This window comes from Pectobacterium cacticida (assembly GCF_036885195.1).
Taxonomy (GTDB): domain Bacteria; phylum Pseudomonadota; class Gammaproteobacteria; order Enterobacterales; family Enterobacteriaceae; genus Pectobacterium; species Pectobacterium cacticida.
Genome location: NZ_CP133656.1, coordinates 361959 through 374965 on the forward strand (window position 1 = coordinate 361959; position 13007 = coordinate 374965).

Annotated in this window: 13 protein-coding genes; 10 read left to right on the forward strand and 3 right to left on the reverse strand. The window is 50.6% G+C overall.

What is annotated here, in order from left to right:
• Nucleotides 1-70: 70 nt before the first annotated feature.
• Nucleotides 71-1597, reverse strand: a complete 1527-nt coding sequence (locus RFN81_RS01730) for a YifB family Mg chelatase-like AAA ATPase (RefSeq protein WP_264497511.1) — start codon at nt 1595-1597, stop codon at nt 71-73.
• 406 nt (nt 1598-2003) lie between these two features.
• Between RFN81_RS01730 and ilvL the strand changes: the two genes are divergently transcribed.
• From ilvL to RFN81_RS01780, 10 genes are all read left to right on the forward strand, one after another.
• Entirely contained in the window at nt 2004-2102 is a 99-nt protein-coding gene (gene ilvL / locus RFN81_RS01735) for an ilv operon leader peptide (RefSeq protein ID WP_071531109.1), read from the forward strand.
• Nucleotides 2103-2241: 139 nt separating this feature from the next.
• Nucleotides 2242-3888 (forward strand): acetolactate synthase 2 catalytic subunit, encoded by a 1647-nt coding sequence (ilvG, locus tag RFN81_RS01740; protein WP_264497512.1) that lies wholly within the window; start codon nt 2242-2244, stop codon nt 3886-3888.
• A 38-nt stretch (nt 3889-3926) separates the two neighbouring features.
• Nucleotides 3927-4187, forward strand: a complete 261-nt coding sequence (ilvM, locus tag RFN81_RS01745; RefSeq protein WP_264497513.1) for an acetolactate synthase 2 small subunit — start codon at nt 3927-3929, stop codon at nt 4185-4187.
• A gap of 24 nt (nt 4188-4211) precedes the next feature.
• Nucleotides 4212-5138, forward strand: a complete 927-nt coding sequence (locus RFN81_RS01750) for a branched-chain amino acid transaminase (RefSeq protein WP_264497514.1) — start codon at nt 4212-4214, stop codon at nt 5136-5138.
• 74 nt (nt 5139-5212) lie between these two features.
• Nucleotides 5213-7063, forward strand: coding sequence for a dihydroxy-acid dehydratase (ilvD, locus tag RFN81_RS01755; RefSeq protein ID WP_264497515.1), 1851 nt, complete (start codon nt 5213-5215; stop codon nt 7061-7063).
• A gap of 5 nt (nt 7064-7068) precedes the next feature.
• The gene (ilvA, locus tag RFN81_RS01760; RefSeq protein ID WP_264497516.1) at nt 7069-8622 is read left to right on the forward strand and encodes a threonine ammonia-lyase, biosynthetic; all 1554 of its coding nucleotides are present in this window, start codon (nt 7069-7071) and stop codon (nt 8620-8622) included.
• Nucleotides 8623-8969: 347 nt separating this feature from the next.
• Nucleotides 8970-9563 carry a PhoP regulatory network YrbL family protein gene (locus RFN81_RS01765; RefSeq protein ID WP_264497517.1) on the forward strand — a complete coding sequence of 198 codons (594 nt, stop codon included), beginning with the start codon at nt 8970-8972 and terminating at the stop codon, nt 9561-9563.
• A 30-nt stretch (nt 9564-9593) separates the two neighbouring features.
• On the forward strand, nt 9594-9968 hold the full coding sequence (locus RFN81_RS01770; protein WP_264497518.1) for a hypothetical protein: 375 nt from the start codon (nt 9594-9596) through the stop codon (nt 9966-9968).
• Entirely contained in the window at nt 9941-10366 is a 426-nt protein-coding gene (locus RFN81_RS01775; protein ID WP_264497519.1) for a hypothetical protein, read from the forward strand. Before RFN81_RS01770 ends, RFN81_RS01775 begins: the two co-directional genes overlap by 28 nt.
• Nucleotides 10367-10463: 97 nt before the next feature.
• Entirely contained in the window at nt 10464-11207 is a 744-nt protein-coding gene (locus RFN81_RS01780; RefSeq protein ID WP_264497520.1) for a DUF2461 domain-containing protein, read from the forward strand.
• An 18-nt stretch (nt 11208-11225) separates the two neighbouring features.
• On the opposite strand, the gene RFN81_RS01785 is transcribed toward RFN81_RS01780, so the two are convergent.
• Entirely contained in the window at nt 11226-12020 is a 795-nt protein-coding gene (locus RFN81_RS01785) for a lysozyme inhibitor LprI family protein (protein WP_264497521.1), read from the reverse strand.
• On the reverse strand, nt 12017-12907 hold the full coding sequence (gene ilvY / locus RFN81_RS01790) for an HTH-type transcriptional activator IlvY (RefSeq protein ID WP_264497522.1): 891 nt from the start codon (nt 12905-12907) through the stop codon (nt 12017-12019). The genes RFN81_RS01785 and ilvY overlap by 4 nt, the downstream gene beginning before the upstream one ends.
• Between the last annotated feature and the right edge of the window lie 100 nt (nt 12908-13007).

Genomic DNA, 13007 nt, shown 5'->3' on the forward strand with positions numbered 1-13007 from the left:
GTTATGTGTTAATGATCTGAATGGGGCGAAAGCCCCATTGTGTTATTGATGGGCGAATCTTACGCTATGGTTACTCGAGACTCTTATGAAGCTGGATGAGTAACCGATCCATGCTACGATAGCTTAGCGCTTCGGATAAGTGTTTCCTCTCTATGTCGTCTCGCTCGCCGAGGTCAGCGATTGTACGAGCGACCTTCAATATCCTGTGCCATGCACGTACAGATAAGCCAAGCTTGTTCATCACTTCTTCCAAATAGGCCGCATCAGGCGTCGTTAGCACACAGTATTTTTCTATTTCTCGTGAGGTGAGTAGCGCGTTAATTTTATTTGACCGTTTCAATTGTACTTGGCGTGCGAGCAGCACACGCTCTCGAATCGCCGCACTACTTTCCCCCTGATGGTGTTGCTGAGACAAAACGCCTGGTGGTAGCAAAGGAACTTCAATCGAAAGATCGAAGCGATCCAAGAAAGGGCCGGAAAGTTTGCTGAGATAGCGTAATATTTGTTGCGCTGGTAATCGGTTATGAATGCCTTGATAGTGGCCTGAAGGGCTGGGATTCATTGCTGCGACGAGCTGAACGCGTGCTGGGTAACGCACTTTGGCACGGGTGCGAGAAATAATTATTTCGCCGGACTCCAGTGGCTCTCGTAGTGAATCTAGAACGCGTCGCTCGAACTCCGGCAATTCATCTAAAAAAAGTACACCGTTATGGGCCAGTGAGATTTCCCCGGGTTTAGGCAGCGATCCGCCGCCGACCAGCGCCGCCATGGAAGAACTATGATGAGGGGCTCTGAACGGTCTGGCTCGCCAGCGTGTCATGGTAGCGTCAATGTTGATTAGGCTATTGATGGCTGCGCTTTCTAATGCCTCCTCGTTGCTTAGTGGCGGCATCAAATTGCCTAAGCGGCTTGCCAGCATGGTCTTTCCTGTTCCCGGAGGCCCCAGTAATAGAAGGTTATGCCCTCCCGCCGCCGCGATCTCCAATGCCCGTTTGGCTTGCCCCTGGCCGATGATATCTTTCATATCGAATTCATCCTCATTCGGCGCCGCAACTGGTATGGTGTCTGTACACCGGGATAATTCCTCTTCACCACTGAGAAACGCACACACTTCCAGTAAATGCTCGGCCATTAGCGCTTCACCTTGCGGTATCAGGGCCATCTCCCGCTTATTATCACCTGGCAGGATAAGCTGACGCCCGGATTTTATGGCTTCCAATGCTGCTGGGATAGCGCCATTTACGCCGCGTAGCGTGCCAGACAGACCGAGCTCGCCAAGAAACTCGTAGCGGCTTAGCTTTTCGCCATCGATTTGTTCTGATGCCGCCAGAATCGCTAATGCGATCGGCAGATCGTAGCGTCCTCCTTCTTTTGGGAGATCTGCGGGCGCGAGATTGACTGTTATGCGCTTGGCGGGGAAGGTAAACCCGCAATTGATGAGTGCGCTGCGCACGCGATCGCGTGCTTCCTTGACGGTAGTTTCTGGTAAACCCACCAGCGTGAGCGCTGGAAGCCCGCTACTAATGTGAACTTCGATACAGACATCTGGCGCTTGTACACCAATCATTGCCCGGGTATAGGTGACTGCCAATGACATACGTTTCTCCCTTGCTAAGGGTTCACATCATGTCTGGTAAGGTGTGAGAAGTAGAGGTTGTTGTCTCTAATTTGGATAGCCGCATCATAAAAGCATTTTCTTTTTCAACTGTGGATAAAAATTATGCGTGATAGATCGCGCTTATTTAGAATAAAAGACTTCCCTTAGGTTATTTGCTCGTTGAGAGCATTCGTATCCTTGCTCCTATTTTTTCGTGGTGCGCTCATTTTTTCGCCGATAAGTAAAAATAATTTATCTCACTTCTATTATTTGATTACTCAGTATTTTTTATACATATCATGGATGATTTTCGTGAAGTGCAATGAAAAAAATAGTTGTCATGCCCCGCGATACTGTGATAACTCTGTAGGCATTCGTTCGACAGAAGATTAATGAACACTCTATTATGAAAGCCCTATCCCTAGTGATTAGCCTAGTCGTGATTAGCGTGGTGGTGATTATTATCCCACCGTGCGGGGCTGCACTTGGACGAAGAATGGCTTAGAAATCAAGCCCTGATTCAGGAAAACCCCCGCACCGTAAGGTCGGGGGTTTTTTGTTGGGCGTAATCTTTAACGGAAAGGAACAGAAATGAACGGTAGAATAAAACTCTGTTATTCCCATAATACTTCGGGGAAATAACTATGAATGGAGCACAGTGGGTAGTTCAAGCGTTGCGAGCGCAAGGAGTGGAGACCGTATTTGGTTATCCGGGGGGCGCAATAATGCCAGTCTATGACGCACTTTATGACGGCGGCGTTAAACATCTGCTGTGTCGCCATGAACAAGGTGCAGTGATGGCGGCGATTGGCTATGCTCGTGCCACGGGGCGCGTCGGTGTTTGTATTGCAACATCTGGCCCAGGCGCGACGAATTTGGTTACGGGTTTGGCCGATGCGTTGCTGGATTCTGTACCCGTGGTGGCAATCACCGGGCAAGTCGGATCCGCGCTGATCGGCACCGACGCCTTTCAGGAAATTGACGTGCTGGGGTTGTCGCTAGCCTGTACGAAACACAGCTTTCTGGTTGAGTCTCTCGAATCATTGCCGGATGTGATGGCGGAAGCGTTCGCTATTGCCAACAGCGGCCGTCCCGGCCCTGTTCTGGTCGATATTCCTAAGGATATTCAGTTAGCGATGGGGGATTTCATTCCAAGCTTTGTCCCTGTCGCCAACGATATGGCGTTTCCGGAACAGGCTATTACCCAGGCGCGCGCATTATTAGCGAAAGCGCAAAAACCCGTACTATACGTCGGCGGCGGCGTTGGTATGGCAAATGCGGTTCCGGCGCTACGTGAATTCCTGAAGGTAACGGACATTCCTTCCGTTTCCACCTTGAAAGGGTTAGGCGCGGTGGAAGCGACTCACCCTTATTACCTCGGCATGATCGGCATGCATGGTACGAAGGCCGCGAACCTGATTGTGCAGGAGTGTGACTTGTTAATCGCGATTGGCGCACGTTTTGATGATCGTGTGACCGGCAAACTGAACGCCTTTGCGCCCCATGCCAGCGTTATTCATATGGATATCGATCCCGCAGAGCTCGGCAAATTGCGTCATGCCAATGTTGCGTTGCAAGGTGACCTGAAGGCGATATTACCTGCTTTGCAACAGCCGCTAAACGTCAACGTATGGCGTCAGCAGGCTCGCGCAATGAAGGCGGAGTATCCGTGGCGCTATGATCACCCAGGACAGGCGATTTATGCGCCAGCACTACTGAAAGCTATCTCTGAGCGCATGAATGCTGATACCGTAGTGACCACGGATGTTGGCCAGCATCAAATGTGGGCGGCGCAGCATATGACATTCAGCCGTCCAGAGAATTTTATTACCTCCAGTGGCCTCGGCACGATGGGGTTTGGCGTACCCGCAGCGGTCGGTGCACAGGTGGCCCGCCCGAATGACATGGTCATTTGTATTTCTGGTGATGGTTCTTTCATGATGAACGTTCAAGAATTGGGTACTATCAAGCGAAAGCAGCTGCCGCTGAAGATCGTGCTGTTGGATAACCAACGGTTAGGCATGGTGCGACAATGGCAGCAATTATTCTTTGATGAACGTTATAGTGAAACCGACCTTTCTGATAACCCTGATTTTCTGACGTTGGCAAGTGCATTTGATATCCCCGGCCAGCGTATCAATCGTAAAGATCAAATTGATGCCGCGCTGAATGCACTGTTTAACAGTGAAGGCCCTTATTTATTGCACGTTTCAATTGATGAATACGAAAACGTCTGGCCGCTGGTTCCACCGGGCGCGGGTAACGAAACGATGCTCGACAGAATCCAATAATGGCCAACTTAAACAGAATAAGTGTTGGAGATAACAGAATGACACACCATCAACTTTCGATTCAGGCACGTTTTCGACCTGAGGTTCTGGAGCGCGTCTTACGTGTTACTCGCCATCGAGGGTTTAAAGTATGCGCCATGAACATGGTACAAACGACCAATAACGATCACATTAATATTGAACTGACCGTTGCTAGCCATCGTTCGGTAGATTTATTGTCCGCACAATTAAGTAAGTTGCTGGATATCGCCAGCGTTGATATTCAACCGATGACGGTATCGCAGCAAATTAGCGCCTAACAAGTAAATAATAAGGAAAAGAAAATGACTAAAAAATCAGATTACATTTGGTTTAATGGGGAAATGGTGCCATGGGCTGAAGCCAAAGTGCACGTCATGTCGCATGCGCTGCATTATGGCACATCCGTTTTTGAGGGTATTCGTTGCTACGATTCACACCAGGGCCCGGTGGTTTTTCGCCACCGTGAACACATGCGGCGCTTACATGACTCGGCGAAAATTTACCGTATGCCGCTTGAGCAGAACGTGGATGAATTGATGGAAGCCTGCCGTGCAACGTTGCGTAAAAATAACCTGACCAGTGCATATATTCGCCCACTGGTATTCGTCGGCGATGTGGGTATGGGCGTGAATCCACCGGATGGTTATAAAACTGACGTGATCATCGCCGCATTTCCTTGGGGAGCCTATTTGGGTGATGACGCACTGGAAGCAGGTATTGATGTCATGGTGTCATCCTGGAATCGCGCCGCCGCGAATACCATTCCAACGGCGGCGAAAGCCGGGGGGAACTATCTCTCTTCGCTGTTGGTAGGCAATGAAGCACGGCGACATGGCTATCAGGAAGGTATTGCGCTGGATATTCATGGCTATGTTTCTGAAGGGGCGGGTGAGAACCTGTTTGAAGTCAAGGATGGCATTATTTTTACCCCGCCGTTTACGTCTTCGGCACTACCGGGCATTACGCGTGATGCCATCATCAAGCTAGCGAAGGACGCGGGATATGAAGTGCGCGAGCAGGTGCTGTCCCGTGAATCACTGTATTTGGCAGATGAAGTCTTTATGTCCGGTACTGCCGCAGAAATTACCCCAGTACGTAGTGTAGACGGTATCCAGATTGGCATTGGTAAATGTGGCCCGATCACTAAGGCCTTACAACAGGCGTTCTTCGGCCTCTTCACGGGCGCAACCGAAGATAAATGGGGTTGGTTGGATCCAGTAAATAATTAATCAATTAAGACAGATAGACTGGTGATGACCCATTTTGCCATCACCGAATACGTAATTTTTGGAGTAATAAGAGCATGCCTAAGTATCGTTCAGCCACCACCACGCACGGCCGTAACATGGCCGGAGCCCGAGCCCTGTGGCGCGCAACAGGAATGACCGACAATGATTTTGGTAAACCCATCATTGCGGTGGTCAACTCCTTCACTCAATTCGTGCCGGGTCATGTACACCTGCGTGATATGGGAAAACTGGTTGCCGAGCAGATCGAAGCCTCAGGCGGTGTGGCAAAGGAATTCAACACTATTGCGGTGGACGACGGCATCGCGATGGGGCACGGCGGCATGCTCTATTCTCTGCCTTCCCGTGAGCTCATTGCCGACTCGGTGGAATACATGGTCAATGCGCACTGCGCAGATGCGATGGTTTGTATTTCCAACTGCGACAAAATTACCCCAGGGATGCTAATGGCGTCGCTGCGCCTGAATATCCCGGTGATTTTCGTTTCTGGTGGCCCGATGGAAGCCGGAAAAACAAAATTATCCAATCAGCTCATCAAACTGGATCTGGTGGATGCAATGATTCAGGGCGCAGATCCAACAGTAACCGATCAACAGAGTGAACAGGTAGAGCGCTCTGCCTGCCCAACCTGCGGTTCCTGCTCTGGGATGTTCACCGCTAACTCGATGAACTGTCTGACGGAAGCTCTGGGTCTGTCTCAGCCGGGTAACGGTTCGCTGTTGGCGACGCATGCCGATCGTAAGCAACTGTTCCTGAATGCAGGCAAACGCATTGTGGATCTGGCAAAACGCTATTACGAGCAAGATGACGAAAGCGTATTGCCGCGGAGCATCGCGAACAAAGCGGCGTTTGAGAACGCCATGATTCTGGATATCGCCATGGGTGGCTCTACTAACACCGTCCTGCACCTGTTGGCGTCGGCACAGGAAGGTGAAGTGGACTTCACCATGACCGATATTGACCGACTGTCGCGTCGAGTTCCGCATCTGTGTAAAGTCGCGCCGAGTACGCAGAAATATCACATGGAAGATGTTCATCGCGCTGGGGGTGTGATGGGTATTCTGGGAGAACTTGATAGAGCGGGTTTGCTGAACCGCAACGTTAAAAACGTATTGGGTAAAACGCTACCGGAAACATTGGATGCCTACGATATCATGCGCACGCAAGATGCAGGAGTGAAAAGCATGTATTCAGCCGGTCCGGCCGGTATCCGTACCACGAAGGCCTTCTCACAGGATTGCCGCTGGGATTCGTTGGACACCGATCGTCAAAATGGTTGTATTCGTTCCCGTGAGTTTGCCTATAGCCAGGATGGCGGCCTAGCCGTGCTCTATGGCAATCTGGCGGAAAACGGCTGTATCGTAAAAACCGCTGGCGTGGATGAGGGGAGCTTAGTCTTTCGTGGCCCGGCGAAAGTTTATGAAAGTCAGGATGATGCAGTAGATGCCATTCTGGGCGGGAAAGTTGTCGCGGGCGATGTAGTCGTGATCCGTTACGAAGGGCCGAAAGGTGGGCCAGGAATGCAGGAAATGCTGTATCCAACTACCTACCTGAAATCCATGGGGTTGGGGAAAAGCTGTGCGCTGATCACCGATGGGCGCTTCTCCGGCGGCACGTCTGGCCTATCAATTGGCCACGCGTCTCCAGAAGCGGCCAGCGGCGGTACCATTGCATTGGTACAAGATGGCGATATTATCGCGATTGATATTCCGAATCGGAGTATTGCGCTGGTTTTGGACGACGCTGAGTTAGCGAGACGCCGCGAGGCAGAAGAAGCAAGAGGCGAACGCGCCTGGACGCCACACGAACGTGAACGCCAAGTCTCTTTTGCGCTGCGTGCTTATGCCAGTCTGGCAACCAGTGCGGATAAGGGCGCGGTACGGGATAAAAGCAAGCTGGGAGGCTAATACAGATGGCTGTGTCACAACCTCTACCCGCCGCGCCGGGAGGCGCGGAATACCTGCGGGCGATCCTACGCTCGCCAGTCTATGAAATCACGCAGGTTACGCCGTTAGAGAAGATGGATAAACTCTCTGCGCGGTTGGGTAATGTTATTTTGGTCAAACGTGAAGATCGGCATACGGTGCACAGCTTCAAGGTGCGCGGCGCGTATGCGATGATGGCGGGTTTGAGTGACGAACAGAAGTCGCATGGCGTCGTCACGGCGTCCGCTGGCAACCATGCTCAGGGCGTGGCGCTTTCTTCCAGCAAGCTGGGGATTAAATCGCTGATCGTCATGCCCGTAGCGACGGCCGACATCAAAGTGGATGCGGTGCGGGGGTTCGGCGGCGAAGTCCTGCTTTACGGCGCTAATTTTGATGAAGCGAAAGCGAAAGCGATTGAGCTATCGCAACAGCAAAAAATGACGTTTTTACCGCCCTTTGATCACCCCGCGGTGATTGCCGGGCAGGGTACGTTGGCGCTGGAATTACTCCAGCAGGATGCTCATCTGGATCGCGTGTTTGTGCCGGTTGGCGGAGGTGGTTTGGCGGCAGGTGTTGCCGTACTGATCAAACAACTGATGCCGCAGATTCAGGTGATCGGCGTGGAAGCGGAAGATTCCGCCTGTCTGCGCGCGGCGCTGGATGCGGGGCAGCCGGTCGATCTGCCGCGTGTCGGGTTGTTTGCCGAAGGCGTCGCGGTAAAGCGCATCGGCGATGAAACGTTCCGCCTGTGTCGGGAATATCTGGATGACGTGATTACCGTTGACAGCGACGCTATCTGTGCTGCCGTAAAAGATCTCTTTGAAGATGTTCGGGCGATTGCCGAGCCTTCCGGCGCACTGTCGCTGGCGGGTATGAAAAAGTATATCCAGCAGCATCAGATTCAGGGAGAGCGCCTGGCGCACATCCTATCCGGCGCCAATGTCAACTTTCACGGGTTGCGCTATGTTTCTGAGCGCTGTGAACTGGGGGAACAGCGCGAAGCCTTGCTGGCGGTAACGATTCCCGAGCAACAGGGGAGTTTCCTGAAGTTTTGCCAATTACTCGGCGGGCGTTCTGTCACCGAGTTCAACTACCGCTATGCGGATGCCAAAGATGCCTGCATTTTTGTCGGTGTGCGTCTGACGCGTGGTTATGCAGAACGGCAAGAAATCATCAACGATCTTTCTGCTGGGGGCTATGACGTTGTTGACCTATCCGATGACGAAATGGCGAAACTGCATGTTCGCTATATGGTGGGAGGCCGCCCTTCCAAGGCGTTACAGGAGCGGCTTTACAGCTTTGAGTTCCCAGAGTCGCCGGGAGCGCTATTGAAATTCCTGCATACGCTGGGGACGCACTGGAACATCTCGTTGTTCCATTACCGCAGCCATGGCACAGATTTTGGTCGTGTATTGGCGGCATTTGAGCTTACTGAGCGAGATCTGGAATTCGAACAGCGGTTACAAGCGCTAGGCTACGAGTGCCATGACGAGACGGATAATTCGGCGTTTCGTTTCTTTTTGGCCGGTAACGTTGCCTGATTACAAACGCGTGCCAGCGGTCGCGTATCTTCGTTGGACGCGTTATCTTTACTATCATTAAAAGGTAGCGATAGCTGGCTGTATGGTACCCTGATTGGTAGCGTGCTATGTCTATCCCTGGCGGATGGTAACGTTAACACTTTACCCCGCTGGGATTATTTTATTTGCCAGTTTGGCCTTGGCTGTGCCCGAAATCTTCACGAGCTTCGTGTACGCTCCGATTTCTGCGCACTGTCTGTGACCAAACTGATTGCGACAATCACGCCTACTAGGATAGGTTCTAAGCCTTCATGCTGGGCGTTAACCACGGCCATTGCATAAGATTGCATAATAAAAAGGAAAGCGACATGGCGGACGATATTGCGTTGACGAATGAGATCGTGCTGACGAACAAGATTTTGCTAGCGAAAGGAAATGACCGATGGGTATATCAGCACCCGGATGATGACAACTTGATCATTAAAGTCGTGATCGCTGATATCCCTAAATATCATAGTAAACTGAGAGAAATGAAACGTGAAATCCATGTTTGTAGTGCTGTTCGAAATGAGGATCGAAGCTATATTCAAACAATTAAAGGATACGTCAAAACCAATTTGGGATTAGGCGAAATCGTCGTTAAGGAAAAAGATAGCAATGGCGATATTGCGCCTACATTATATGACCTTGCTGAACAAGGTGAACTTGATAAAGAAAAATTAGGTAAGCTACATCTGTTTCTGGCTTGGTTCATTAGAACGGACGTAGTTATTAACTCCCTGCACTGTAAGAATATCGTCTATTCTTTCAGAGATGAACAATATCAGTTTAAAATAATTGATGGGTTCGGTGATAAAACCTTTTTCCAACTAAGCCATTTTTCTAGCTATATCCACGCACGCAATAAAATAAAATGTCTGACACGCCTGTTTGATCAATTAACAATGCTTACCTCCTGCTGATCGTGTCGCGCGATGTTTGCCGGTACGGTCATGGCGAAGGGCGATACTTTTTACTCTTTGTGCTGCCCGCAATGCTATTTTAGTATCGGCAAATGTATCGTTGGCGTTTGGATGCGTAGCTTTGTCTTGTCGCATGAGCATAAAAGGAGCGATACGCACGTTATTCCATTGATGTACCAGATAGGCTGGGCTGAACTTCATCCCGCCATCAGGGATATTCTGGTGGATCTGGCCTATCAAGGAATTTTTGGGGAAACGACGATGCCTATCGCAGCAAAAAATGATATCGATCTCTTAATAAAGAAAATCGAAAGTGATGCTTATTTGTTAAAGTTTGAGGCTGGAAGAAACCGATCGGGTTATTTAAGGATGAGAAAATGCAAAGCATCTATTTATGTATGTTGATACTATTTGCTGTGAGCGGTATATCTTCTGCATTTGGTGAAATTTATTTGAGCAAACTGGAGTTAATGGATAAAACGTTATGTAAAGACATAATGAAAGGGGAAAGCTATCATAAAATTTACATTTGCACTGACCAAATGCTTGCTGATTCTACAAAAAATAAAGAAGTAATAAGCTTTCTATCCAAACTTATAACTATGAAAGATGAGGACGATGCCGTTAAGCTTTTCAAAGCAGATCAAGCCGCGTGGAAAAATTATGTTGTCCATCGTTGTGCGTATAGAGGGCACCCATATATTAAAGATAGCCCCGTTTATTTATCCAATAAAGATCTTTGCGAGGCGGTAGAAAACTACAGACGGATCGAGTCGCTAGACGGTGAGCTCAATATCCCTTAATACTCATCATTTGGATCAGTGTGTCACGCCGATGGTGTTTAACCGTTGGCGGCGTTATCTTTATATCATCTGACAGCAACAGGGATAGCATTTCTTTATGGCAACGCCGTTCACGGGTTTTACTCAAGCAGGGTTAACGTTTCTTCAGCAGGTACGCCAGTACAACGATAAAGCCTGGTTTGACGCGCATCGTGCGGTTTACGATGAGCAACTGGTTGCGCCGTTCCGCATGCTGGTGGATGAGCTTAGTCTAACTATGTTGCAGATTGACGACCATTTTGAAACGCGTCCCGCTATCGGTAAGACTCTCTCCCGTATTCATCGCGATACGCGTTTTTCTCACGATAAATCACGCTACCGCAGCCATATGTGGCTCACGTTCAAGCGAACGCGCAAAGACTGGACGGATGCACCAGTTTACTTCTTTGAAATCACGCCGGATACCTGGCGTTATGGGCTGGGCTATTACAGTGCGACGCGCAATACGATGGATTTGTTCCGTCAGACGCTGCGGGGTAATCCGTCACAGTTTCTTGACGTGGCAAGCTGTCTGGGAGACACCTTCACCCTTGAGGGGGAAAGCTACAAACGCCCGTTGATTAAAGATCAGGCTCCTGAACTGGCGGACTGGTATAACCGTAAATCGTTTGCCGCGATCTGTACCCGGCAGGATATGGAGATGCTGTTTTCCGGCGATCTGGTGATGCGTCTGTCGCAGGGTTTTACCCAGCTTGAACCGCTCTACCATTATCTGATGAATATCGAAACGATGAAGAAGGCCGCGCAGGAAACGGAATCCGATACGCGGGCCTTTTCGGCGGAGAAATGGTTCGAACGCTAGCGCCAGAGATAGCCAGCGCTATGGCGTTTTCCGCTGCTCTGGCGGAGTTTTATCGCGCTCCAGCAAATAGTTAAACAGGTAACCTTCTTCCTGATTGCTGCCGAAGGTGGCGACTTGCAGATGGTTATCGTCGATGCAGGTGAGCAGTATTTTCACCTGCTGGCCAAAGCTGCTCTCGCCTTTGCCAATGGCTTGATTATCGCTCATCTGACGGGTGGTGAAAGCGACATCATCCAATTTACTTGCGTAACGAAATGCAATCGAAGTGTTGCCTTCAATCTTGCCGCGCTGGTTGGTCATGGTCAGGCTGACGGCGTGGTAGGGCGCTTTCCGATCGTACATTTCCCGAAAATAATCCCCCAGCTCGCGATATTCCTCGGCGGAAAGCCCTGACATCACATACTCATAGCTGAATGAACCGTGGAAGCAGGAGGTACTTTTCACAGGGGCAATGGGCGAAGGCAGCGCGTGCTGTGCGATGTCATTCAGGTAGCGTAGCCGATTTAACTGCTGCTGATAGCGCTGACGCAGGCAGTCTTCGTCTTTACACCGATCGCGCGTGGTCAGCCAACTGCGCTGAAACTGATTGAGCGTTTTTTCCCACGGGGCGCTGTTTCCGTACGCGGTCAGGAACGCGCGCGAGGTCTTCCAAGCCTGCGCCAGTTCTTCATCCAACTGCCCGAGCAGCGGGCTAGCGCAAATGCGCTTCTCTTGCTCCGAAGTGGCCTTGTCGCAGGGGAAACTGGCGGCTTGCACATTGTAGTTGAAGGCGGTCAGCGTCACGCCAATAATGGTCGTAAAGGCGATCTTCATGGCGTGTCCTGTAATATGTCCCAAAAGGCGGCAATAAGCGGCTCGCCAAGCCGTTTTTTTTGTACACAGACGCCAAGCTCAAGCGGTTCCATTGCCTGTTCAATAAGTACGAAGACGCGGTTGCGCACCGGTTCCGGACTGTTCTCCAGGACGATATTAGGGATCAGCGCGACGCCACAGCCTAGCGCGACCATCGACACCATTGCCTCATGGCCTGAGACGGTGGCATAGATTTGCGGATTGGTCACATGATTACGCTTAAACCACTGTTCAATGCGTTTACGTACCGGGCCATGCTCCGGCAGGATGAAGGGAATGTGTGACCAATCCGGGTCGGTCGTTCGTGCCAGCGTCTGTACTGGGCAGGGCCGCGCCGGAATAGTCAGCCCCAGTGGGATCTTACCGATGGGATCGAAATCGACGCTGATAGGCAGCGTCTCAGGTCGGCCCGCAATGCCGAGATCCGCATCATTCGATTGTACTTTTTGAACGGCATCGGCGGCATCGCCGGTCGTCAGTTTGATTTCTACCAGCGGGTGTAGCGCCCTGAAGCGATCCAGTATGGACGGTAGATGGCTGTAAGCTGCGGTGACGGAACAGAAAATTCGCAGTTCGCCGCTTAAGAATGGCCCATGCTGGTCTATCTGATGGCGCAACTGTTGATATTGCAGCAGCGTTTGCTGGGCAAAAAGCTTGAGATGCTCTCCGGCATCGGTCAGCCGCACAGTACGGTTATCACGCAAAAACAGCGTCTGCCCTACATCTTCTTCCAACCGCTGAATTTGTCGAGATAGTGTGGATGGGCTGATATGCATCGCCTTGGCAGTACGACCAAAGTGCCGACTTTCCGCTAGGTGCAGGAATAATTTAAGATCGCGTAAATCCATGGAATGCGTGCCTCATTACCGTCTTGCAAATAATGCAATATCACGTTGTTAATATATCAATTTAAGCAACGCATTTCCTGTCATATGATGGGGTCATATG